The following is a 24,362-nucleotide window of genomic DNA, read 5'->3' on the forward strand; positions in this document are numbered from 1 at the left end:
GGCAGGACAGAGGGGGGCGCCACGCAATGATGCGGGAAACAAGCTTACCCCGCGCGGCAGCGCCCTTGCTCAGCTTCGCCCGGTTGCTGCGCCGCTACGGCTTCGCCATAGCGCCCGAGCAGGTCTCCAGCTTCATGCAGGCCGTGACATTGCTCGGGCCGCGCTCGATGGCAGACATCCGCGAGGCGGCGCTCGCGACGCTGGCGCCGCCGCCCGACCGCCACGACGAATTCGAAGCGCATTTCCAGAGCCACTTTTATGGCAACACATCCGCCGTGGTGGAAGGCGACGCCGACGAGGAAACCCGCATCAAGGATGATGGCGGCGCCGACGACGAACGGATCGAAGCCGAACAAACCCAAGAGGGCGGCGAGCTGTCCTCGGCACTGGAGCAGTTGAGCAGCCGCGACTTCCAGCGTGACGATGACCGCCTTGCCGCTTTCCGCCGCAAACTCGCATCCGCCCTGCCCGCCCGCCGTTCCTTCCGCACCGTACGCACCCACTCGCGCGGAAAGCTCGATCTGCGCCGGTCGCTCAGGGAAATCGTCAGTGCCGATGGCGACGTCCCCTCGCCGCTGCTGCGCCGCCGCCAGACCGTGCCGCGCAAGCTGCTGCTCTTGATCGACGTTTCCGGCTCGATGAAGCTGCACACCGCGGACTATCTCAAGCTGGCACATGCGGCCGTGCAAGGTGCCGACCGCGCCGAAATCTTCACCTTCGGCACGCGGCTGACCCGCGTCACCGGGGCATTGCGCATCCGCGACCGCGGCCAGGCGCTGGCGCGCGCCGCGGCCCAGGTCGACGATTGGGACGGCGGCACCCGCATGGGACCGACGCTGCTCGCCTTCCTATCGGTGCCGCGCTTCTCGTCGTTTGCACGCGGTGCCACGGTCGTGATCCTGTCCGACGCGCTGGAGCGCGGCGATCATGGCGAGTTGGAGACAGCTATGCGACGGCTGAGCGCCCGCGCTTTCCGGCTGTCGCTGGCCACACCGCTAGCCGGCGACCCGCGCTTCCGGCCGGCAACGGCTGCACTTCGTGCCATCCTGCCGGTACTGGACGACCTCGTCGACGGCTCGTCGGTGAAAAGCCTCACCGATTTCATCCTGTCGCTCGCCCGCCCTGCTTCAGCGGCGGCGACAATCTGGAAGAGGGTTTCGTGATGCAGAAAGCCATCGACGCGCATTTCCACATCTGGCGCCAAAAGGACCAGCCCTGGCTGGTCGGGCCGATGGTGCCGCGCATTTTTGGTCCCTACGAGCCGATCCGCCGCGACTATCCGATCGAGGAGTTTCTCGAAGACCAGAAGGGGTCGGGCGTCGAGAAGGCCGTCTATGTCCAGACCAACTGGGCCAAGGAGGATTTCGAGAAGGAAGTCGCCTTCCTGCAGAAGACATCCGACGAAACCGGCTGGCCGCATGCCATCGTCGGCTACACCGACATGACCGTCGACGATATCAGGCCCCAGATCGATCGGCTGATGAAATACAAGCTGCTGCGCGGCGTGCGCATGCAACTGCACTGGCACGAAACGCCGGCCTTCCGTTTCGCCGCCTCGGCCGATCAGGTCATCGACCGCAAGGTGCGAGCGAATGTAGCGCGCCTGAAGGACTATGACCTGTCCTTCGACCTGCAGCTTTTCCCCGCCCAGATGAAGGACGGGCTGACGCTTGTCGGCGAAAACCCGCAGACCAATTTCATCCTCACCCATGCCGGCATGCTGACCGGCATGGAACCGGAAACCACCGAAGCCTGGAAAGAAGGCCTGCGCACGCTGTCGGCGGCGCCCAATCTCTACGCCAAGCTGTCCGGCCTCGGCACCTTCGTCCACCGCAACGACCCGGCGCTGATCGCCTACATCGTCGACAACACGATCGAGATCCTGGGTGCCGACCATTTGATGTTCGGCTCGAACTTCCCGATCGAGAAGCTATGGACCAGCCACGCGGAGCTGATCAAGGCGCACCGCAATGCGGTGGCCAACCATGGCGCGGCGGCAGAGGCGGACATCTTCTGGAACACGGCGGAGAAGGTCTACCGGCCGGTGTGACGCTTCACTTCACCTCGAACTGTGGATCGACCGGGATTTGCATCGCCGTCACCAGATGGTTGGTCTGCCCAGCCAATCCGATGATCGACACCAGCTCGCTATGCTGCGCATCGGTCATGCCCTTGGCTCGCGCTGCCGCCGTATGCGAATGGACGCAGTACGAGCAGCCATTGGCAGTCGACACCGCGATGTAGATCATCTCTTTGGTCAACGGATCGATGGCGCTCTCGGCAACCATCACCACCTTCAACTGTTCCCAGATCCGCTTCAGCGCCGCGGGATCATTGGCCAGCCCGCGCCAGAAATTGTTGACGAAATCGGATTTGCGCGTCGCACGGATGTCGTCGAACACGGCCTTCACCGCCGAGATCTTTTCGACCTCGGCGTCGCTCAGAAGTCTTGTGGTGGCCATGGTATTTCCTTTCCTTTCGATCGATGAACTGGCTCGTTGAATCAAGTTTCGAGCAAAGGCGGCTAACCAGCTTCTTTGACTCAGTTTTTGGCGCAATAGCGTTGAAGATTAGCCGAGGCACCTAAACTTCGTCATCCTAGGGCGAAGCAGGCGCGAAGCGCCGTCGCGGAGACCTGGGATCCATTCCGTGACCTTAGCCGAAGAGTGCAGCGGAGCAGAATTCTGCACCGCAGCAGCGCTACGGAGTCCCGGCATGGATCCCTTGGGCTGCGGAGCAGCTCCAGGGGTCTGCGCCGCGTCGCTACGCTCCTTGCTTCGCCCGTGGATGACGAAGGGATGGACGTGCGCGCCAATTATCGACGTACGCATCGGCCAGAACCCTAATGCACCGCAGCGTACATGATCTTCTCCTCCGTGGCCTCGGCCGGCGAAAACTCCTCGACGATACGGCCCTGACGGCAGACCAGGATGCGGTCGGACAGGTTCATGATCTCCGGCAGGTAGGACGAGATGACGACGACGGCCAGGCCCTCGTCGGCCAGCCGGTTGATGATCTGGTGGATCTCGGCGATCGCGCCGACATCGACGCCGCGTGTCGGCTCGTCGAAGATGACGATGCGCGGTTGCTGCACCAGTCCCTTGCCGATCACCACCTTCTGCTGGTTGCCGCCGGACAGTTCGACCACGCGCGCATTGTCGTTGATCGCCTTGATGTTCAGCGTCTTCGTCCATTCGGCCGACAGCGCGCGCATTTCCTGCGCATTGATCACCCACGCCTTTTCGCGGCCCGCCGCCAGCAGTCCGCCGAACAGGTTTTCGGCAATGCCCATCGTCTCGAAGATGCCTTCGCTCTTGCGGTCCTCGGTGACGTAGACGATGCCGTCCGCCACCGCTTCGCTTGGTACGAGATAGCGCACGGGCTTGTCGTCCAGCTCGATGGCGCCGCCGCGCAGGAAATCGCGCTTGTAGATGCCGGAAACGATCTTGAAGGTTTCGGTGCGGCCGGAGCCGATCAGCCCGAACACGCCAGTGATCTGGCCCTCGAAGATCGAAAAGGACGTGTTGCGCACGACATTGCTCATCGAAATGTCCTGCACCGACAGCACCTTCTTGCCCGCCTTGCGCAGCTTGGCCTCGTCGCGCTGGCGGTAGATCTGTCCCGACAGCGTACGCCCGACCATGGCGGAAACGATCCTGTCGCGGTCGAAGGCGGATGTGTCGTCGGTGATGACCAGCTCTCCGTCGCGCAAAATGGTGATGCGGTCGGCAATATCGAGCGCCTCTTCCAGCGCGTGGCTGATGAAGACGATCGACACGCCGCTCGCCTTCAACCGGCGGATCAGCGCGAAGAAGTGCCGCTTCTCCTCCGGCGTCAGCGTCGCCGTCGGCTCGTCGAAGATGATGATCTCGGCATTGTGGTGCACCGCGCGCGCGATCTCGACCATCTGCCGCTTGGCAGCACCCAGCGTCGCCACCATCGCGTTCGGGTCGACGGGAAAGTTCAGCGATTGCAGGAATTGCTGCGCCGAAATGTAGGTGCCGCGCAGCCGGTTGAGGAACTTTTCGGTGCCGAGATAGAGGTTCTGCGCCACCGTCATCGACGGCACCAGGCTCGTCTCCTGGAACACCATCGCAATGCCGGCTTCAAGCGCTGCGTGCGGCGAGGCGTAGGCGATCTCTTGTCGCTTGTGGAACATCTTGCCTGAAGTGGCGTCGACCACCCCAGCGATGATCTTGGTCAGCGTCGATTTTCCCGCGCCATTTTCGCCGAGCAGCGCATGGATCTCACCCTTGCGCAGGTCGAAGCTGACATTCTTCACCGCGGGCACGCCGCGGTAGTTCTTGGTGACATTCTCCAGACGGACGATCGGTTCCATCAGAAACCTCCCATGGCGACGGAAAGGATGCAGTCGCCGCCTTTGGAGGCGACGAACAGAAGGCCGTCTTTTTCCGCAACGCTGCAGATGCCATGGCGCGTGCCGTTGGCGCGGCTGTGCAGGCTGAACTGCGGCTGCATCTTCTGGTCGAGCCTGACCACCAGCCCGTAGGAGCGGCTCGGCGACCACGGCTTGTGGATGCCCATGGTGCGGATGCCGCCGCATTGCAGCGGCTCGAGGAAGCTGCGGCTGGAGGCCAGCGCCGGCGCGATCCAATAGGCGGGCGGCACCTGGCTCAGCATATCCTGCCGGTAATGCGTCTCCTGCAGCACGAATTCGATCAGCCGGTTGCGCGGCGCAAACAAGGTCAGCCAGGCGCCACCATCGGCGGATGGCGACAGCCGCGCGGGATAGCCGGGCAGATGCGTCATAACCGTCGAGCGGCTGCCTGTCGCGCCATCGAAGCGGACGAGCTGGTGACGCCAGCTTTCGCTGACCAGAACATCCCTGCCGACAGGATGCAGGCCATAGGGAAAGGCAATGTCGCCGGCGAGTTTGCGGAAATCACCGCCTGCGGCGTCTCGCTTCCACAGCGAACCGGACGCGCCCTTCTTCATCAGATCGGCGGCCCATTGCGACGGCCCGTGCTCGGCCGAGCCGTTGGCCAGCCACAGCGTGCCGTCACCGGCATAGGCAAGTGCAGTGATGCAACCGATATCAACCGGCAGCGAAACCTCCTTGCCTGATATCAGCAGCTTGCCGCTCTCCAGCCCGACCGTCAGTTCGCCGGATGGCGACAGCGCCAGCGCGGTGACGGCAGACGGAAAGGTCTCGACCACGGTTGGTGTTGCGCCGGCAGCAGCCGAGTAGATGGCGTTGCCGCTGGAGGCCAGCAGCTTGTCACCGGAGACCAGCAGATTGTCCGGCTCGGTCAGCTCGGCAAAAGCCGGCGCATCATCCAGCCGCGTATTGGGCCTGAAAGCGCCGTCGAGCGGCGGGATGGTGACGGCCTTGCCGCGAAACAGGTCAAGCACCGGATCGAGGATCATGGCTTTGTTCCCCAATAGGAAGCGGGGCTGGTCCAGTTCGGGTCTGCGCCTGAAATCTTGTAGCGGCCGATGCGGTTGTTGAGGATGCCGCCGACGAACAGATATCCCTTGTGCTCGCGCATCGAGGTGACCATCGGGTGCGCGCCGCCGGTGAGATCGCCCATCGCCTCGACGATGCCGCCCTTTTCGTTGAATTTCACCACGCCGCCGGTGTTGATGTTGGGGAACAGCCATTCGTCCTGCGGCAAGCGGCGCGTCATGCGCTTGCGCATGTCGGGATGGCGCAGCGACAGGTCGAAACTCGGCGTGCGCATGCCGAGCCACGCCATCCAGTAATTGCCGTCGGAGGCGCGGTTGATGTTGTCGGGATAGCCCGGCATGTCACGGATGACGCATTCGGCGGTGCCGGCCTTCGGCCCTTCCAGCCAGTAGCGATGCACGCGGCAGGCCCAGCTTTCGGCGAAGAACAGCGACTTGCCGTCATGCGCCATGCACACACCATTGGTGTAGCGGTAGCCGTCGAGCAGCGTCTTCGTCGAACCATCCTTCGGATCGTAGACCAGCAGCCGGCCGGTGGCGCGGTTCTCGATCGAATCCAGCGCCCAGTCATGGGCGTCGTAGCGCTTGGTCGAGTCGGTGAAATAGATGCGGCCATCGGGTGCGATGTCGCAGTCGTTGGGGTCACGCAGCCGCGCATCGTCGACGATCGAGGTCCACGAGCGCGACGTTTCGGCCGACAGGCGTTTGACCTCCCGATCCGGCGAGACTGAGTAGAGCCCCATGGCGCCGACGCAGCTGATCAGATTGCCCGATTTGTCGAAGGCGAGGCCGAGCGGAAAGCCGCCGATATGGGCAAACACCTCCGATTTGACATAGTCCGGCGCGAAGAAGCGGACGATCTCGCCATGGCGCGTGCCGCAATAGAGATTGTCGTCGCGGTCGAGGATGACGTCTTCTGGCCCCTCCAGCTCGCCAAGCCCGATATGGTCGGCTGCCGACAGCCTGTTATCAAGCTCGTAGGGCGTGCCCGAGCCGGGTGCGGCCGACTGCGTTTCGCCCATTCTGAGATAGACAGGCGCGACATAGACCTCGTTGAGCACCTTGTGGCGGTTCTTCAGCCAGCGAATGTCAATGGTCACCGCCACCGCCAGCATGATGCCCAGCACCATCTGGTTGGTGCCGGTGCCGTAGCCCAGCCGGATCAGGCCGTTGGTCATGGTCAGCACGATGATGGCGCCCATCAGGCCCTTGATCACCGAGCCGCGCCCGCCGCCGAGGCTGACGCCGCCGACCACCGCCGCCGTCAGCGCCATGATCTCGAGGTTGAGGCCGGTGCCCGGCCCTGCCCCGCTCAACCGGCAGGCGATCAAAAAACCGCCGATCGAGGCGCAGAAGCCTGAAAAAACGTAGGTCATGAACACCGTGCGGCGCACGCGGATGCCGGCATTGTGCGCCGAGCGCCTGGAACCGCCGACCGCCAGCACATGCCAGCCCGGCCGTGAACGGGTCAGCGCGATATGGGTGACGATGGCCAGGATGATCGCCAGCCACACCGAGACGGACAGCCCCCAGAACGTGCTGTCGCCGATGAAATCGAGCACATCCGATGTCGCGGTCGAAAGCTGCACGTCGGCGGCATAGGTGGTGACCAGGATGTCGAACAGCGCCCGGCCGAAGATGAAGGTGACCAGCGTGGTCAGAAAGGCGCGCAGCCTGAGATAGCCGACAAGGTAGCCGTTGATGGCGCCGAAGATGAGACCGGTGGCCAGCGACGCAGCCAGCGCCAGCCAGATCGACTGTTCGAGGATGAAGAAAACATAGACAGCGGAAAAGCAGGACAGCGCGAAGATCGAGCCGACCGACAGGTCGATGCCGCCACCCAGCATCACCACCGTCATGCCGGTGACGACCATCGAGAACTCGCCAAGCTGGCGGGTCGATTCCTGCAGCGCCGTCAGCTTGAAGAAGCCGGGAATGATCGAACCGAAGGTTGCCAGCGTCGCCACCAGCGCCAGGAACGGAATGGCGTTGTCGGTCCAGCGTTTGGTCAGGATCTCGCCGACGACATGGTCGGGCACGAGATTGTAGCGCCAGGACTGGAGGCGTTCGCGAAAGGACATCGGCAGCTGCTATTCCATGAGAAAGAGGTGGCCGGGCAATCCGGCCACCTCGTTGATCTGTGTTGGCAAGGATCGGCTTATTTCGCAGCCGCTTGCGCCTGCAGCGCCTTCAGGTCCCAGCAGCTGTCGGGCTTCAGGTCGGCCTTGGTCGTCGCCTTCTCCAGCGTGTAGATGTAGGTGTGCGACGTGCCGGCCGGCTGGCCGCTCTGCAGCAGGAACTTGATGATGGCGTTCATGTCGCCCGACTGGCGGGCAAGATCGGTCATCACCACGGCGCCATAGGTGCCGTCCTGCAGCTTGTCGCAATCGGCCGCCTTCTCGCCGCCGCCCGTGGTGACCAGGAACACCTTGCCGTCGAGCTTGGCGTCGCGGATCGCGGCGGAAGCGCCGGTGGCGTCACCATCCCAGAAATCGATGATGGCGCAGATGTCCGGGTTCTGCTGCAGCATCGTCGTCGTCACGTTGCGCGAGGTCGTCGCGTCCCAGTTGGAGTCGGGCTTGGCCACCACCTTGAAGTCGGGGTTCTTGTCCAGCACCTTCATGATGCCGGCATACTGGTAAAGGCTGGAGGAGTTGGCCTGGTCACCCTGCACAAGGCCGATCTTCTTCGAGGAGTTCGGGCCGCAGCCCTTGATCGCCGCTTCGGCCTCGAGCTGGCCAAGCCGGTCCCAGTCACTGCCGATAAAGGCGTCGGCCGGGAAGTTGGCGGGATTGTCGACCAGGATGACGTAGGTGCCTGCGGCCTGCGCCTTCTTCATCAGCTTGGAATAGGAGTTGAGGTCCGGCGCATGGATGATCAGCACGTCCGGCCTGGTGTCCGACGAGATGGCGTCGGTGATCGCCTGCGCGCCGGCATCGACGACCCAGTTCGGATCGCGCGTCTCGAACACGCCGCCCCAGGCCTCGACTTCGGTCTTCAGATAATGCGCCCAGCCCTGCGCCAGGTCGAAGCCCATCGCCAGCGGCACCAGCATGACGCGCTTGCCTTTGAGCGCCTGTGCGTAAGCCGCCGGGCCGGGATCGTCGGCGGCGAAGGTGGGCGCCACGAATGCGGTGACGGCAAGCGCCGTGGCAGCTGCCATGAGTGTTCTGATCAGTTTCATGTCACATCCTCTGGTTTGGTTTTGTTATCAGCGGCCGGCCCCAACCGTCCGCTGCAGTTCAGGTACTAAATGTCACCCTGCTGGGCGGTCTGCTCGTCACGTGGATTGATGATGCCGTCGACGATGATGGCGCCGAGCAGGATCGCTGCCTTGATCAGGTTCTGGTAGAGCAGCGGAATGTCGATGATGGTCATGGCGTTGAGCAGGATGCCGATCAGTGCCGCACCGACCAGCACGTTGCGCACCCCGCCGCGCCCGCCGGACAGGCCGATGCCGCCGATCACCGCCACCAGCACGATATCGTAGAGCAGCGTTGAGTTGACGACCCGGGTGTTGATCGAATGCAGGCTCGCCGCCGTCAGCAGGCCGGCGACCAGTGCGACCAGGGCGGAAAGCACATAGCGCAGCACCAGCATCGGCCGCACTGGAATGCCGATGTTGCGCGCCGCCACCGGATTGTCGCCGGCGAAATAGATGTAGCGTCCCCATTTGGTGTAGCGCAGGAACAGGAAGAACAGGAATGCCAGGCCGGCGAAGACGAACACCTCGATGGGAACATCGAGGAAGCGCAGGCCGCCGAGCAGCTCGACCCAATGGCCCTGCGGCACCGGCACGGCATCCTGCGTGATCAGTTGCGAGCGCACATAGCCGAAGACGAAGGAGCCTGTCGCCAGCGTCACGAAGATCGCCGGCACGTCGGCATAGGCGACGAGAAAGCCATTGAGCAGGCCGATGGCCAGCACACCGGCCAGCACATAGGCGAAGGCCAGCCCGTCCGGCGTCCCCGAATTCAGAAGTTGCAGATACCAGGCGACAGACATCGCCATGATCGCGACGGCGGAGAGGTCGATGCCGCGGCCGATGATGACGACAGCCATGCCAAGGGCCAGAATGCCGAGCACCGACACCGAGCGGACAATGGCGACAAGGTTGTTGGGGTCGATGAAGCCCGGCAGGCCGATGGCCGCTGCAACGAACAGCACCACCGCGATGGCAAAGACAATGCCTTCCTGATTCAGGCTCCTGAAATTCGGCCAGCCGATCGTGTTCATGTCTGCGTTTGCCCCGATGGCAGCGCTGCCATCCCTGGGAAAGAACGCTAATCGGCCCAACGCCGGTTCGTCAAATGAATCCGCGCTCGGAACCCAGGCCGGCAGCGATATTCACCGAGTGGACGCGTCGATTGCCGAAGCTGGCGCAATGCATGGAAAGGCCTGCACTTTTGGCAATTGGTTGCGCCATTGCGGCCGCTCGCGAAAGCGCTGCACTACGGCGAAAGGACGAGACGGAATTTATCTCCGCATCAGGCGGAAAAATCGATCTCAATTTCCCGGCGAGTGGCCGGAAACCTCCGCGCCCGCACTTGGCGGCAGCACGAGAAAACGCAACGCCGCCACCAGCCCGATGGCGCCGATCGCCAGGAAGGCGATTCGAAAATCCAGAAGGTCGAGAGCGGGGCGATCCCTGACGATCTGCGACAAATTGAGGATCGCCGCCGCCACCGCGACGCCGAACAGCATCGCCACCTGCTGCAGCATCGAGGACAGGGTCGCCGCCGAGCTTCGTTGCGCCGCATCGATGTCGGCGAAGGCCAGTGTGTTGAGCGCGGTGAACTGCATCGAGCGCGTCAGGCCGGCAATCAGCATCAGCGCCACCACCAGCGCCTGTGGCGTCTGCGGCGAGACCGCCCCGCAAGCCATGATCGAGACCGAGGCGATGATGCCGTTGACGACCATCACCGAGCGGAAACCGAAACGCCGCAGCGTTGGCGTCGTCACCGTCTTCATGCCAAGATTGCCGAGGAAATAGGCCAGGATCATCAAGCCGGCATCGACGGGCGAGAGGCCAAAGCCGACCTGGAACAGCAGTGGCAGCAGGAACGGCGTGGCGTTGATCGCCACCCGGAAAATGGTGCCGGCGGCCAATGTCGAGATGGCGAAGGTCAGCACCTTGAACGAGGAGAGATCGAGCAGCGGATGCGGCGCCCGCCGGAGATGCCGTACCGCCAGCCAGCCTATGACAATGCCGGCAACGATCAGCAGCGCTGTCGGCAGCACGCCGTCCTCCGGATGGGCAATGCGTTCAAGGCCATAGAGCAGCAGGGCAAGTCCGGCCGATGTCAGGAAAAAACCCGGCCAGTCGAGCGGCTTGGGGTCAGCCTCACGGTCGCCCGGAATGAAGCGGGCGACCAGCGACAGCCCGATCACGCCGAGCGGGATGTTGATGAAGAAATTCCAGTGCCAGGACAGATAGGTGGTGATGAAGCCGCCGAGCACCGGCCCGACCACCGGCGCAAACAGTGCTGGCCAGGTGATCAGCGCCGTGGCGTTGAGCAATTCGGATTTCGACGCATTGCGCAGGACGAGAATCCGCCCGACCGGCGTCATCAGCGCGCTGCCGAGCCCTTGCACGACACGGGCGGCGACGAACTGGGTCAGGGTTTGCGAGAGGCCGCAGGCGAGCGAGGCCAGGGTGAACAGGACGATCGCCAGCAGGAAGATGTTGCGCGCCCCGAACCGGTCGGCGAGCCAGCCCGACAGCGGCACGAACACCGCCATGGTCAGCATGTAGACGGTGATGCCGATGCTCATTGCCACCGGCGACACGCCGAAGGACGCGCCCATCTGCGGCAGCGAGGTCGAGATGATCGTCGAATCCAGCAACTGCATGAAGAAGGCGATGGCGACGATCAGCGCCACGCGCCGCGCATTGGTGGCCGTTTCGGGTAAGATTTCGGTATCGGGAATGGCAGTCATGACGGAACCGGTTTGAACAGCATTTGGCCGGCCGCGTCCAGAGATAGCGCAACAAACTTTCGTGTCGCGAAACTTTCGGGTCGCGCCATGGCCTGCTATGGGATGGACGGGGTGGCCGAGGAAAGTGTCTGCGTAACATGAAGCCCATCTATATCGACTACCTCAATGCCCTCGACATCGATGCCCTTGCCATGACCGATGGTGAAATCATTGCCGCCGTCGAGGCTGGCCTGGTGGCGCAAGGCAACGGCCAGACGGTGATCGAGCCGCGCGTCCATCTCGAACCGGACCCGTCCTTCCACGGTCATTTCAATGTCTTGCGTGGCTACGTCGCGCCGCTCGACACGGCGGGCGTGAAAATCGTCGGCGACTATGTCGACAATTACCTGCATGGGCTGCCTTCCGAATTCGGCATCCTCAATCTGTTCGATCCGCGAACCGGCACGCCGCGCGCCATCCTCGACGCCACCGTCATCACCGACATGCGCACAGGCGCTGTCACCGCCATCGGCGCCAAACATCTGGCGCGCAAGAATTCCAAGGTACTGGCCCATATCGGCGCGCGCGGCACCGCCTACTGGAACGTGCGCCTGCTCGACCATCTCTTCGACTTCGACGAGATCCGCGTCCATTCGCGCCGGCCGGAAAGCCGCGACGGTTTTGCCGCCAAACTCTCCGCCGATCTCGGCAAGACGGTCACTGCGGTGGCCGACTGGAAGAGCTGCATCGAGGGCGCCGACATCGTCGTCGAAGCCTCGCGGCTGCCGGAGCCGCAGCCATTGCTGAAGACCGAATGGATCAAGCCCGGCGCGCTGGTCGTGCCCTATGGCACGATGAGCGCGGTCGAACTGTCGCTGACCGAGATCATGCAGAAAATGGTCGTCGACGATTGGGGCCAGTGCAAGGGCGGCAAGTTCGGCTCGCTGCGCGCCCATGTCGAGACCGGGCGGCTGAGCGAGAAGACGCTGCACGCCGAGCTTGGCCAGATCGCCGCCGGTCTAAAAGTCGGGCGCGAAAGCGACGACGAAACGATCCTATTCTGGCATCGTGGCCTGTCGCTGTCCGACATTGCGCTGGGCAAGGCGATGCTGGCCAAGGCGCAAGTGCAAGGCATTGGCCAGCGGCTGCGCTTCGCATGACCGTGCTCGTCCTCTCCGGAGCCGGCGTCGGCATTGGCGATGTCGCCGCCGTGGCCCGCGATGGTCGCAAGGTGGAGATCGGACCCGATGTCATCGGCAGGCTGCAGAAGGCGCGAAAAGTGCTCGACCAGGCCGCCGCATCCGGCCAGCAGATCTATGGCCTGAACACCGGACTCGGCGCCAATCTCGGCACTGCTGTCGACGGCGACGCCGGCGCCTTCCAGCGCCAATTGCTTGAAGGACGCAGCGGCGCCGTCGGCGAGGTGCTGCCGGTTGAAGCCGTGCGCGCTACTATGCTTGCCCGCGCCGCGATGCTGTCGGTTGGCGGCTCCGGCCTTTCGCCCTCCGTCTTCGTCGCTTTGGTCGACGCGCTCAACGCCGGCGTCCATCCCGTCATGCCGTCACTCGGCTCGATCGGCGCCGGCGATCTGGTGCTGATGACGGCACTCGCCCGCATGCTCACCGGCGAAGGCGAAGCAGACTATCAGGGCCGTCGCATGCCGGCGGCCAAGGCACTGATGATGGCGCGCCTCGCCCCCATCAGCCTGGCGCCCAAGGATGGGCTGTCGCTGATCAATGCCTCGGCGGTGTCCGCCGGCAGCGGCGCGCTTGCGGTGACGGATGCGCTGTCGGCTCTTGCCCAGCAACAGCAGACCGGGGCGCTGACCATGGAAGGTTTTGGTGCCAACCGCACCATCCTCGATCCGCGCTTGCACATGGCGCGCCCGGCGGCCGGCCAGCAGGAAGCAGCCAAGGTGCTGCACGATCTGCTCGTCCGCGACGAGGCGCTGGTGCCGACCACCTTGCAGGACCCGCTGTCGATCCGCTGCATGCCGTCGATCCATGGCGCGCTGATCGAGGCGATCGGTCAGGCGAGACAGGCTGTCGAGATCGAACTCAACGCCGCCGCCGACAATCCGCTGGTGCTGGGCGATGATGAGTTGGTGCTGTCGACCGGCAATTTCCACACCGCCGCACTGGCGCTCGCCTTCGAGACGCTCGGCCTGGCGATCGCCCAATGTGCCGCGGCCAGTGCCGCCCGCTTTATCCAGCTCACTGGCTCGGGCCGCAATGGCCTGCCGAAATATCTGTCGCCGGTCGGCGGCGCCTCGGCCGGCTTCGTGCCGCTGCAGAAGACAGTGACCTCGATCCTGGCCGCCATCCGCCACAAGGCTAATCCGGTGATGCTCGACTTCCTGGCCGTGTCGGAAGGCGTCGAGGATCACGCCACGCAGACGCCTCTGGCGGTTGCGAAATGCGCCGGGATGATCGCGCTATGGCGCCGCCTGATCGCTTTCGAGCTGATGGCGGCCGCACAAGCGGTCGACCTGCGCGACGGTTTCACGCCAGCGCCACGCACCGCCGCAATTCACACGGCGATCCGCGCGCTGGTCCCTGCTCTGAAGGAGGACCGGCCGCTCGGTATCGACGCCGAGGCACTTTACGCTGCGCTCGCCGGCGGAAGCTGGCCGGCCTGACGCGGCTTCGCTCAGAAAACGACGGTCTTGTGGCCGTTGAGCATGACGCGGGCTTCGAGATGCAGCTTGACCGCGCGCGCCAGCACCCGGCTTTCGATGTCGCGCCCGACGGCAACGAAATCCTCGGCGCTCATCGCATGGGTGACGCGTTCGGTCTCCTGATCGATGATCGGGCCCTCGTCGAGGTCGGAGGTGACGTAATGCGCCGTCGCACCGATCAGCTTGACGCCGCGGTCGAAGGCCTGGTGATACGGCTTGGCGCCCTTGAAGCTCGGCAGGAACGAATGGTGGATGTTGATCGCCCGTCCGAACAGCCGGTCCGACAGGCCTTTCGAGAAGACCTGCATGTAGCGCGCCAGGATGACCAGTTCGGCCCCTGTCCGCTGCACCAGGTCCAGCAGCTTCTGTTCCTGTTCGGCCTTGTTTTCCCTGGTGGTCGGCCAATGGTGGTAGGGAACACCCTCCAGCTCGGCGAAGCGGCGGGCATCCTCGTGGTTGGAGACGACGGCGGCAACCTCCGCGTTCAGCCAGCCGACCCTGATCTGGTACAGCAGGTGCAGAAGCGCGTGGTCGAACCTGGAGACCATGACGATGATCTTCGGCCGGCGTCCCTGATCGACCAGCGCGGTCTTCATGCCAAAGCGATCGACGCTTGATTTCAAGGCCCGTTCCAGGCTGTCCTTGGTCGAGCCTGGCGGGCTGATGAAGGCGATGCGCATGAAAAAGCGATTGGTCTGCCGGTCCCAGAACTGGCTGCTTTCGGCGATGTTGGCGCCGTTCGCGGCAAGCTCCGCCGTGACGGCGGCGACGATCCCCGGCCGGTCCTCGCAAGAAAGCGTAAGAATATGAACCGGCGCGACTTCGCCCGTCGCATCATTGCCTTGAGATTTCACGCCCTGTCGACCCTTTTCATGAACAGGCTGAGCTCAGCCGGATCCATATGCACCACATGCTTGTCTTCGGGATAGGCGAGACTGTTGACGTCGGCAACGTACTCCGAGAACGCGGCGATGCGCTCGGCCTGCAAACGATCATATTCGGCGGCGAAATTGCGATAGACCTTGGAATGGCGAGGCATGTGGCCCCGGTTCTGGCCGAGGATGTCGTCGGCGAACAGATATTGCGCATCGCAACCGGTGCCCGCTCCCATCGACAGCATGATCAACGATGTCCGTTCAGAGATCGCCTTGGCCACCTCGACCGGTACGACCTCGATCTCGGCGCCGATGGCGCCGACAGTTTCCAGCTGCTTCACCGCCGCGAAGACCTCCATGGCGGTGTCGGCGGTCTTGCCGACCGCCTTGAAGCCGCCGGTCCAGGTGGCCCGTGACGGGATCAGCCCGACATGGCCGATCACCGGGATATTGTCATCGGCCATCCGCTTGATCGTGGCGTAGCCGGCGCTGCAATAGACCGCGTCGGCGCCGGCCTTGTAGAGCAGGAAAGCCCAGCGCACGAAATCGTCCGCCGTGCCGATCTCGTAGAAATTGTCGCCCGGCATGGTGAACAGGCTGGGTGCGGCGTCCCGGTATTGCGGGTTGAGCACCAGTTCGGGCGGCACCGAGACGATGTCGACCCCCGCGCGCTCGGCGGCCTCGGCCTCGTCCATCGTCAGCACGCGCAGCATGGTCAGCTGTCGCTTGCCCTTCATGGCGCGCAAATCCGCCACCGTTGGTCTTTTTCGGCTCATCAAATGGGTTCCCTCAGTTGCATTCGGCGGCAGGTCAGCCGATCTGGATCATCACTTTGCCAGCCTCGACCTTCACCGGATAGGTGGCGAGATTGACGCATACCGGTGCGCCTCGGGCCACACCCGTCTTGTAGTTGAAGCGGCCATTGTGCTTGGGGCATTCGATGATGTCGTCCATCACCAGCCCATCGGCCAGATGCGCCTTCTCATGCGTGCAGTATCCGTCGGTTGCGAAGTACTCGTCATCGGGACTGCGATAGATGGCGAAGGTACGGCCGCCATGATCGAAGCGGATGACATCCTCTTCCTCGACATCGTCGACGCCACACGCTTCAACCCAGTCGGCCATCTGCTTCTCCCCTATTCCGCCGCCGCCGGAACGGTCAGCGCATGGAACTCGTCCCGGTACGGCCTGGCCGTCGGCGGCAATTCACGCTTGAGGAAATAGTCCTCGTACTGAAGCTGCTTCAGCAGCACCGGCCAGACCTCGCGGTAGGCATGCCACATCGAAGGGTTCGGCGCGGGCAGATCATGCTTGATCAATTCATGCAGCCTCGGCAGCGCGTGATACGGCACCATCGGGAACATGTGATGTTCGACATGGTAGTTCATGTTCCAGTAGATGAAGCGGCTGATCGGGTTCATGTAGACGGTGCGCGTGTTCAGCCGGTGGTCGGTGACATTATCGGCGAGGCCGATATGCTGCAGCAGGCCGGTCAGCACCATGTGCCAGCTGCCGTAGAGGCGCGGCAGGCCGATCAGCACCAGCGGCAGGAACGACCACAGATAGAGCGCCAGCACGATCGCCGCGACATAGATGGCGACATGCCAGCGCGCGGCGGTGACCACCTTGTGAAGCTCCATCTCGGGGATAAAGCTTTTCTCGTCGGGCGAGATGCTGCCGAACGCATTGCGCACCAGCGTCGGCAGCGAATAGCGGAAATCGAGAATGCCGGTGAAGGCGAGTGCGGCGCGCAGCAGGTCCGGCGGACGCATCACCGCGATCTCGGCGTCGCGGCCGACGATGATCGTGTCGGTGTGATGGCGCGCATGGCTCCAGCGCCAGGTCACCGGGTTGCGCATCAGCATAAAGCTGGCGATCTGGTAGACGGCATCGTTCATCCAGCGCGTGCGGAAAGCGGTGCCGTGGCCGCACTCGTGCCAGCGCGAGTCGCTGGACGAGCCGTAGAGCACGCCATAGACGAGCAGGAACGGCACCACCCACCACGTGCCCCAGAACCAGGCGATCCCGGCGGCAGAGCCCAATATGGCAACGATCCAGATGATCGTGTCGCGGATCGCCGGCCCGTCCGAGCGTTGCATCAGCTCTTTCATCGCCTTGCGCGGCACATCGGTGTGATACCACTCGGCCGAGGCCAGCCCGGTCTCGATCGCGGTGCGCGTGCTTTCCCCGACCAGGCTGTAGTCGCGCTTTTTCGCCATCACATCGACCTCCGATTTCCGGCCCGCCAGCCGGAGCATTCGTTTCGCATCATGCCCTGTCCGCCAATCCCGGAAAATTGCCCGACGGCGCAGGATAATCCTGTTGCGGTTGCCTGGCGATCGAAGCGATCCTCTCTTCCGTCGCGGCGATCTCGCCGGCACCGTCGAGCACTCGGAACATCGCGTCGTAGGAACGGCTTTCGCCATGCTCCAGCCAGATCATTTCGCCGCGCTCACGTGCGGCGAGATTGCCGAGCACATGGTGCGTCGAGGGCTCGATGCCCAACGCATACTGCCCCGCCTGGAAATTCTGCCATTGATAGGCGCAAGGCAGCTGGTCCTTGCGCGTGATCACTTCCAGGCCAAGCCCTATGCCGTCATTGACCACCGCCACCGGCACCTCGCCATTGGCGTCCGCCGCCATCTCGTGCTGCCAGACCTGCTCGCTGAAGCCCAGTCGCGGCGCCGGCACGGTGCGGTAACCGACCTTCTGCGCCTCGTAGCGTTCGCCTGCATGGCCAGCCCAGACGACGTCGCGGATCGGCGCCAGATAGCGCGAACCCTCGTCGAGCAAGGGGTGGCTGACATTGACGTGGTAAAAATACATATGCGGCGTGCGATTGAAGCCATGGTTGACGACGCGGTCCGACAGCCGGATCTCGTTGCCGCCGACATCGGCCTCGATACGCCGGATCAGATGCAAATCCTCGCCGAACACCGCCGATTGCTGAACGATGCCTTCGGCCCAAAGCACGCAGCGGTCGCCATCCCAGGCCTCGCCATAACCGGTCAGCCGCGCTGGAATGGTGCCCACGCGGCCATGCAGCGAATGGATCACGGTCTTCTTGCCCGGGTAGTTGTAGCTATCGGCAGGCACCTCTTCGCGGCCCAATATGTGGTCGAGGCCGCAGGTGACAAGCAGGCCTGAAAACGAGCGCGCCCAGGCGAGCCCGCCCTCCCCCTCGTAATCGTGCAGGCCGGGATGACGAAAGCCGCTTGGCGAATGCCAGCCGATCGCCTGTCCCCTATAGTCGCAGTCGGCGATGTCGAGCGCCCGGTCGACCAGCGCGGTGAAGCGCAGGCCTGAGCCGGTGCGGAACTCCAGCATGCGAATGCCGCGTTCCACACCGTCGCCAAGCGTCATCAGCCGCACGCCGGCAAATTGCGACAGCATGCCCGAACGTTCCGACACCTGCCGGCGCGAAAGCGTCTTGCCATAGAGTTCTACCATGTGACGGCCAACTTCTTCACTTCGCTCTCGTCTCTTTCAGCAGGGCCGACATGTCGGCGCCGGTGATAATGCTTTCCACGGTCAGGAGATCGGTATCGGCAACCGTCTGCTCGGCAACGATCTCGCCGCGGCGCATGACGATGATGCGGTCGGCTACCTGGAACACGTGATGGATGTTGTGGGTGATCAAGAGCACCGAATGGCCGGCGTCACGCACCTCCTTGACGAAGCGCAGCACGCCGTGGGTTTCCTCGACGCCGAGATTGTTGGTCGGTTCGTCGAGGATGATGACCTTGGCGGCGAACTGCATAGCGCGAGAAATCGCAATCGACTGCCGCTCGCCGCCCGACAGCGTTAAGACCAGCGCATCGGCGTCGAGTTTCTTCGAGATGCCGACGCGCCTCAACAGCGCCGACGCCGCGTCGCGCAATTTGGCGAAATCGAGCGGCGCGAACACGCCCAGCCATTTCAGCTTGACCGGTTCGCGCCCAAGGAAAAGATTGCGCGCAATGCTGAGATCCGGCGCCAGAGACGTATCCTGGTGGATGGTCTCGATGCCGAGGTCCATCGCATCGCGCGTCGAGCGGATCGAGACCTTTTCGCCGCGCACATAGATGTCGCCCCGATCGGCTGGAAACACGCCCGAGATCGCCTTGATCAGCGTCGATTTGCCGGCGCCATTGTCTCCGAGCAAGGCCACCACCTCGCCTTCGTTGAGGGCAAAGGACGCATTCTTCAGCGCCCGAACGCTGCCGAAGGATTTTTGCAGATTCTGCAGCCGAAGCACTTCCATCGTCAGCCCCTTGCGGCGTTCTTCTGCAGCAAAGCGTGCAGGATGAGCATGGCGAGGATGATGAGGCCCACGAAGATGTTGTAGGCGAGGCCCGGCACGCCGATCAGCACGATGCCGTTGCGGATCGCGCGCAGCATCAGCGCACCGACGATGGTGCCGAGGATCGTGCCGCGTCCGCCGGTCAGCGCCGTGCCGCCGACCACCACCATGGCGATCACTTCGAGCTCGTAGCCGGTGCCGGCCACCGGTGAGGCGGCCGAGATGCGGAAGGCGCTGATCATGCCGGCCAGTCCCGCAAGGACCGAAGTCAGGATGAACAGCCACACCTTGACGGCGTCCGCCGGCACGCCGCGCGCCACCGCCGCGTTCCGGTTGGAGCCGATGGCGCTGATCCAGTTGCCGAGCTTGGCATAGCGCAGCACGTAGATCGCCAGCAGCGAGAGACCGATGAACCACCACAGCGAGGTGTAGAACCGGAACGACCCGACATTGAAGCTGCCGGCCAGCAGCGTGACGAAAAAGCCTGGCTGGTCCCAGGATTTCAGCGGAAAGCCCTGCGTGATGTAGAGCGCCGCCCCGCGCACCACGAGCAGCATGGACAGCGTGACCAGGAAGGACGAAATGCCGATCTTGGTGACGATCAACCCGTTGATCGCGCCGATGGCGACGCACAGCAGAAGCCCGGCCAGAAGCGCGATGCCGATATCGACGCCTCCGTTCTGCACCAGAAGCATGACGACGACCGGCGCCAGCCCGAACACGGCACCAACCGACAGGTCGAATTCGCCCGCCGTCAGAAGCAGCGTCATGCCGAGCGCGATGATGCCGAGCTCAGGCAGGAACGCCATCATGTTGGAGATGTTGAGCGGCGACAGGAAATTGGCATCGGCGATGGCGAACACCGCGAGCAGGACAATGAGGATGATGAGCGAGGAGAATTGCGGCGAGCGCATAAGGCTCGATCTGCGTTTCCCGACAGGCATTTCGTCTTCTGCGGCGATCATCATGACTGCTTGAACCATGCTTTGAAATGGTGCCCGCGGCCTGCGCCGCGGGCACCGGTTTTCACTTCGTGTCGTAGAGTTTCAGGATCGGTTCGACGCTCGAGGCGTCGTAGAGGCTGAAAGTATGGATGTCGTAGCCGATCGGTTCGCCCGACGCGGCGAGCCCGAGCAGCGCCACCGGCATGAAGCCCTGCGCAGACGGAAACTGCCAGGCGGCCGCGTTGACGAAGCCGGATTTGACGGCCTCGGCGGTTTCCTTCGAATTGCCCCAGCCGACGACCGGGATCTTGCCGGCCGGCACACCTGCGCCGTCGAACACCCGTTTGACGCTGGCCGCCACGGAATCGCCGAGCGCGATGATCGCCGGCGGATTGTTGGCCACCATATAGTCGGTCATCTTGGCAATGATGCCGGCCGGGTCGGTGCCGCAATCGACCACATCATATTTGATCCCCAACGGATCGAAGACGCTGGCGATGCCTTCGGTCTCCAGCTGCTGATAGCTGGCGCCGGGCACTTCCACCGGCAGGAACACCTTGTCGCCCTGCTTCACCATCTTGCGGTCGACGAGATACTTGGCCCAGATGACGCCCGCCTCCTTGAGATCGGCGCCGACATAGGCCTGCCGTCCGGTCGCCGGATCGTCTGTGTTGAAGAACACGATCGGGATCCCGGCCGCCTTGGCAGCCTTCACTTCCTCGGTCCACAAGCCCGGCTGGGCCGAGGTGGTGGCGATGCCGTCGGGCTTGGCCGCAAGCGCGGAATTGAAGGCCTCCTTCTGCGCCGCCATGTCGCCGCCGCTGAAGGAGATCTTGCAGGTCACCTTGAGCTGGTCGCAGGCTTTGGTCGCGCCGGCATTCCAGTCGAGCCAGAACGCATCCGAGGGACCGCCATGCGACAGCAGGTAAAACGTCTTCTGGCCATCCTGCGCCATTGCCGGCGAGCCTAGCGCGACGCTGGCGAGCAGCGTTGCGGCAGCCGCCAGTTTCAATGCGAACTTCAACATTCTTTCCTCCCTTGCTTTTGGGCCGCGCCGCCGCGAACCGACAGCGCGCAGTGACCGTCACAGACCGTTGGCGCGGAACTTCCCATCGAGGAATTTCTTGGCGCGCGGCACGTCGTCTTCCGAGAGATGCTCGATAATCACAGGAATGTTCGGATGCTTTTCCGCCAGCCGCTGGAGGTAGAGATCATAGTTCAGCGAACCGAGGCCCGGTGCCGGCAGCTCGATCTCGCCGACGCCACGGAAGGTGTGGCTCTCCAGCGCGTCCTCGTCGCCGATATCGGCGTGCTTCTCGGACTTGTCGCCGCCCGAACGCTTGACGTCCTTGGCGTGAGCTATTCTGATCTTGTCGGTCAGCGTGTCGAACACCTGGTTCAGGATCTGGTCCATCCTGTCGATGTTATGCGTCTCGAAATAATTGGTCGGGTCCATCAGCAGACCAAGGCCGGGATGGTCGACCTGCGCGAACATCTTCACCGTCTCCTCGACCGAGCCGACGACGTTGTTGACGTAGGTTTCGAGCAGGAAGACCGCGCCGTGGTCATAGGCCGTCTGGGCGAGCTCGGCGACCACCTTGCGGCACTCCTCGAACCCTTCCTCGGTCTTGTTCTTGGGGTGATGCACCCAGTCGGATTCGGTGTTGTAGGTGCCGGTTTCCGAGATCACATACGGGCTGCCGAAATGGCGGGCGTTGCGGATGATCTCCTTGAGATAGCCAACACGCTTGTCGCGCTCGGCCTTGTCGGGATGGATGATGTTTGTGTAGCCGGAAATGCAGCACACCGGCAGGTGATGATCGCGGAAGACGTCGCGCACCTTCTTGGCCTTGTCCTTGGTGATCTGCCCCGCCGACAGGTCGACGTCCTTGAAATGCAGGTCGAGCTGCACCGTGTTGAAATCGAGCCCGCGGATCTTCTTCGCCGTCTCTTCGAGGCCGTACGGGAAATAGCCCGTGAAAATACCTGCCTGCATCATGGTGTGAATTCCTCCCTGTAAGCGATTCAGTTGTCTGGTGTTTCAGTTGCGGTGATCAGATAGCGATTTCGGAAAGCTTGATCGTGCGGCCCTCGTCGATCGAGCGATAGCCCGCCTCGACCAGCGCCATGGTCTTGACGTTGTCGGCCACCGACAGCGCCGGCGGCGTGCCGGTCTTCACCGCATGCTGGAGCTGCTCCATCACGCCGATAAAGGCATGCGGGAACCACATCGTGTCCCAACTCGGGCTGACCCATTCGCCGCCGGTCGTCTCGGTCGAGGCATAGGTCAGCGTCGAGGCCGCGCCCGTCGGCCAGCCGATGGTGCCCTTCGCGACGCCCTTGGTGCCGTCGACGCGCCAGTTGATGTGCTGGTCGTCCTTGTAGCCATCCTGGCGCGGACCGGACCAGACATCCTCCAGCGACACGGCGAGCACGCCGGACGGGAAGCGCAGCGTCGACACGGTGATGCCGTCGGAATGGTCGAATGTCGTGCGCGGATCCTTCCGCGTCAGCGTGGTGATCTCTGAGGGGTCACCGAACAGGAAGCGCAGCACATCGAGATGATGCACGCTCATATTGGCCAGCGTCAGCCGGTCGTAATCCTCGAGGAAGCTTTGCCAGTGGGGGATGGCGTGCATGTCGATCTGGGCGAAGATGATCTCGCCCAGCGCGCCGCTGTCGATGATCTGCTTCAAGACGCGCATCGACTGGTCGTAGCGCATGTTCTGATTGACCGAGAGGATCTTGCCGGCCTTGGCCGCCTCGTCACGCAGCTTGACCGCTTCGTCGACCGACAAGGCCAACGGCTTCTGCGCCAGGATCGCCTTGATGTGCTTCTGCTTCAGCGCGTGACGGATCAGCGCCGGCTGCAGGTCGGGCGGGAAGGCAAGATCGATGATCTCGACATTCTCGTCCTCGATCAGTTTTTCGGGCGTGTCGTGGACCGTGGGGATGCTCCAGCGCGTCGCCACCTTCTCGGCGCTGGCCCTGGTGCGCGAGGCGATCGCCACCACCGGGAATCCAGCTTCCTTGTAGGCGGCGAGATGGCACTCGGCCATGATCATGCCGGCGCCGACGCAGCCGATCCTGTATTCCTTCGTGCGGACCTTCACGTCCGGCTCGAAGTCTTTGCTTGCCATCTCTTCCTCCCGAAACTCTTTCCTTGCGGCGGCCGTCATCGTGCCAACGCTCCGCCGCTCTGTTCGAAATAATGCACTCTGGCCGGCTCGCAGGATATCGCCACCATGGCATCCGGCCGGACGTCGGGCTGGCCGCGCAGCAATGCCTTCAGCCGCGCCTGCCCGGCAGCGAGCGTCACCACGGTATAGCCGCCAAGCGGCTCGACCTCGAACACTCGCGCCGGGCGGCCCGGGCCCCCATCCGCCCACGGTCTGACCTTGATGTCTTCCGGCCTCAGGCCGATCTCCACGGCGTCGGCGGGCGCTGTCTTGTCTTCGATGCGGATCGTCCCTTCAGCCGCTTCGACACCGCCCTCGCTGCGCGCCGATCTGAGAATGTTCATCATCGGCGAGCCAAGCAGCCTTGCCACATACGTGCTGGCCGGGCGGTCGTAGATCTCTGCCGGCGTGCCGATCTGCCTGATCTTGCCGTCCTCCAGGATGGCGATGCGGTCGGCGACCGACATCGCCTCTTCCTGGTCATGCGTGACATAGATCAGCGTCTTGCCGAGTTCGCGCTGGATGCGCTTCAGCTCGACGCGCGTTTCCTCGCGCAGCCTGGCGTCTAGCGCCGAGATCGGATCATCCATCAGATAGGCATTGGGATCGCGCACCAGAGCCCGCGCGATCGCCACGCGCTGCCGCTCCCCGCCCGAAAGCTGTCCCGGCGGCTTGTGCAGGATATGGCCGATATGCAGCTTCGCCGCGACGTCCGTGACCCGCCACTTGATCTCGGCCTCGGCGACCCGGCGTTCGACCAGGGGAAAGCGGACATTTTCGAGCGCGCTCATATGCGGAAACAACGCCAGGTTCTGGAACACCATCGCCACGTTGCGCTCGGCCGGCGACATCGCGTTGACCGGCCTGCCTCCGATCAGGACTTCACCGGTGTCAGGTGTCTCCAGCCCGAGCACCAGGCGCAGAATGGTCGACTTGCCTGACAGCGGCGGTCCGAAGAAGCAGAAGAACTCATTGTCGTTGACGGTGAACGAGGCGTCGTCGACGGCGAGTATATTGCCGTAGCGTTTGGTCACATTGCGAAAGACGATATCGGCCATC

At 63.5% G+C, this 24,362-nt stretch carries 22 protein-coding genes; 4 read left to right on the top strand and 18 right to left on the bottom strand.

All coding sequences use genetic code 11. From position 1 onward, the window contains the following. Together NKH95_RS25365 and NKH95_RS25370 are read left to right on the top strand one after the other, a co-directional pair. A partial coding sequence (locus NKH95_RS25365; RefSeq protein WP_502895334.1) for a vWA domain-containing protein occupies positions 1–1,163 on the top strand: 1,163 nt, incomplete at its 5' end. Next, complete coding sequence (locus NKH95_RS25370) at positions 1,163–2,050, top strand: amidohydrolase family protein (protein WP_352793178.1); 888 nt, start codon at positions 1,163–1,165, stop codon at positions 2,048–2,050. The genes NKH95_RS25365 and NKH95_RS25370, both read left to right, overlap by 1 nt. A 4-nt stretch (positions 2,051–2,054) precedes the next feature. On the opposite strand, the gene NKH95_RS25375 is transcribed toward NKH95_RS25370, so the two are convergent. From NKH95_RS25375 to NKH95_RS25405, 7 genes are all read right to left on the bottom strand, one after another. Further along, positions 2,055–2,462, bottom strand: coding sequence for a carboxymuconolactone decarboxylase family protein (locus NKH95_RS25375; protein ID WP_352893625.1), 408 nt, complete (start codon positions 2,460–2,462; stop codon positions 2,055–2,057). Between the two features lie 380 nt (positions 2,463–2,842). Continuing rightward, complete coding sequence (locus NKH95_RS25380) at positions 2,843–4,339, bottom strand: sugar ABC transporter ATP-binding protein (RefSeq protein ID WP_352893627.1); 1,497 nt, start codon at positions 4,337–4,339, stop codon at positions 2,843–2,845. Next, positions 4,339–5,388: an SMP-30/gluconolactonase/LRE family protein gene (locus NKH95_RS25385; protein WP_352612587.1), complete on the bottom strand. Its 1,050-nt coding sequence runs from the start codon at positions 5,386–5,388 to the stop codon at positions 4,339–4,341. Before NKH95_RS25385 ends, NKH95_RS25380 begins: the two co-directional genes overlap by 1 nt. Then, entirely contained in the window at positions 5,385–7,508 is a 2,124-nt protein-coding gene (locus NKH95_RS25390) for an ABC transporter permease (RefSeq protein ID WP_352893629.1), read from the bottom strand. The genes NKH95_RS25385 and NKH95_RS25390 overlap by 4 nt, the downstream gene beginning before the upstream one ends. Positions 7,509–7,585: 77 nt before the next feature. Next, positions 7,586–8,611, bottom strand: a complete 1,026-nt coding sequence (locus tag NKH95_RS25395; RefSeq protein WP_352893630.1) for a sugar ABC transporter substrate-binding protein — start codon at positions 8,609–8,611, stop codon at positions 7,586–7,588. Positions 8,612–8,676: 65 nt separating this feature from the next. Next, positions 8,677–9,663, bottom strand: coding sequence for an ABC transporter permease (locus tag NKH95_RS25400; protein WP_128303419.1), 987 nt, complete (start codon positions 9,661–9,663; stop codon positions 8,677–8,679). A gap of 270 nt (positions 9,664–9,933) precedes the next feature. Continuing rightward, entirely contained in the window at positions 9,934–11,367 is a 1,434-nt protein-coding gene (locus tag NKH95_RS25405) for a DHA2 family efflux MFS transporter permease subunit (protein WP_128303418.1), read from the bottom strand. Positions 11,368–11,504: 137 nt separating this feature from the next. On the opposite strand from NKH95_RS25405, the gene NKH95_RS25410 reads away from it, so the two are divergent. Both NKH95_RS25410 and NKH95_RS25415 read left to right on the top strand, forming a co-directional pair. Then, a complete protein-coding gene (locus NKH95_RS25410; protein ID WP_023814023.1) occupies positions 11,505–12,506 on the top strand; it encodes an ornithine cyclodeaminase family protein in 1,002 nt (333 codons plus the stop codon). Further along, entirely contained in the window at positions 12,503–13,984 is a 1,482-nt protein-coding gene (locus NKH95_RS25415) for an HAL/PAL/TAL family ammonia-lyase (RefSeq protein ID WP_352893633.1), read from the top strand. Before NKH95_RS25410 ends, NKH95_RS25415 begins: the two co-directional genes overlap by 4 nt. Positions 13,985–13,995: 11 nt before the next feature. On the opposite strand, the gene purU is transcribed toward NKH95_RS25415, so the two are convergent. The 11 genes from purU to NKH95_RS25470 form a co-directional block, all read right to left on the bottom strand. Further along, the gene (purU, locus tag NKH95_RS25420; RefSeq protein ID WP_128303416.1) at positions 13,996–14,877 is read right to left on the bottom strand and encodes a formyltetrahydrofolate deformylase; all 882 of its coding nucleotides are present in this window, start codon (positions 14,875–14,877) and stop codon (positions 13,996–13,998) included. Continuing rightward, positions 14,874–15,674 (bottom strand): 3-methyl-2-oxobutanoate hydroxymethyltransferase, encoded by an 801-nt coding sequence (locus tag NKH95_RS25425; protein WP_031213845.1) that lies wholly within the window; start codon positions 15,672–15,674, stop codon positions 14,874–14,876. Before NKH95_RS25425 ends, purU begins: the two co-directional genes overlap by 4 nt. Before the next feature lie 34 nt (positions 15,675–15,708). Beyond that, positions 15,709–16,023 carry a MocE family 2Fe-2S type ferredoxin gene (locus tag NKH95_RS25430; protein WP_013530832.1) on the bottom strand — a complete coding sequence of 105 codons (315 nt, stop codon included), beginning with the start codon at positions 16,021–16,023 and terminating at the stop codon, positions 15,709–15,711. Positions 16,024–16,034: 11 nt separating this feature from the next. After that, positions 16,035–17,117: a fatty acid desaturase family protein gene (locus NKH95_RS25435; protein WP_164892896.1), complete on the bottom strand. Its 1,083-nt coding sequence runs from the start codon at positions 17,115–17,117 to the stop codon at positions 16,035–16,037. 49 nt (positions 17,118–17,166) lie between these two features. Then, on the bottom strand, positions 17,167–18,348 hold the full coding sequence (locus tag NKH95_RS25440) for an aldose 1-epimerase family protein (protein ID WP_128303414.1): 1,182 nt from the start codon (positions 18,346–18,348) through the stop codon (positions 17,167–17,169). 16 nt (positions 18,349–18,364) lie between these two features. Beyond that, complete coding sequence (locus NKH95_RS25445; RefSeq protein WP_164892899.1) at positions 18,365–19,147, bottom strand: ATP-binding cassette domain-containing protein; 783 nt, start codon at positions 19,145–19,147, stop codon at positions 18,365–18,367. Continuing rightward, the gene (locus NKH95_RS25450; RefSeq protein ID WP_352674316.1) at positions 19,144–20,124 is read right to left on the bottom strand and encodes an ABC transporter permease; all 981 of its coding nucleotides are present in this window, start codon (positions 20,122–20,124) and stop codon (positions 19,144–19,146) included. The genes NKH95_RS25445 and NKH95_RS25450 overlap by 4 nt, the downstream gene beginning before the upstream one ends. Before the next feature lie 82 nt (positions 20,125–20,206). After that, a complete protein-coding gene (locus NKH95_RS25455; protein ID WP_352441184.1) occupies positions 20,207–21,151 on the bottom strand; it encodes a sugar ABC transporter substrate-binding protein in 945 nt (314 codons plus the stop codon). Positions 21,152–21,208: 57 nt separating this feature from the next. After that, positions 21,209–22,123, bottom strand: coding sequence for a sugar phosphate isomerase/epimerase family protein (locus NKH95_RS25460; protein WP_023814032.1), 915 nt, complete (start codon positions 22,121–22,123; stop codon positions 21,209–21,211). Positions 22,124–22,178: 55 nt separating this feature from the next. Next, positions 22,179–23,264, bottom strand: coding sequence for a Gfo/Idh/MocA family protein (locus NKH95_RS25465; protein ID WP_352893634.1), 1,086 nt, complete (start codon positions 23,262–23,264; stop codon positions 22,179–22,181). Between the two features lie 35 nt (positions 23,265–23,299). Continuing rightward, on the bottom strand, positions 23,300–24,361 hold the full coding sequence (locus tag NKH95_RS25470; RefSeq protein ID WP_023814034.1) for an ABC transporter ATP-binding protein: 1,062 nt from the start codon (positions 24,359–24,361) through the stop codon (positions 23,300–23,302). Between the last annotated feature and the right edge of the window lies 1 nt (position 24,362).

Origin of the sequence: Mesorhizobium sp. M0848, assembly GCF_040319805.1 — a bacterium.
GTDB lineage: Bacteria > Pseudomonadota > Alphaproteobacteria > Rhizobiales > Rhizobiaceae > Mesorhizobium.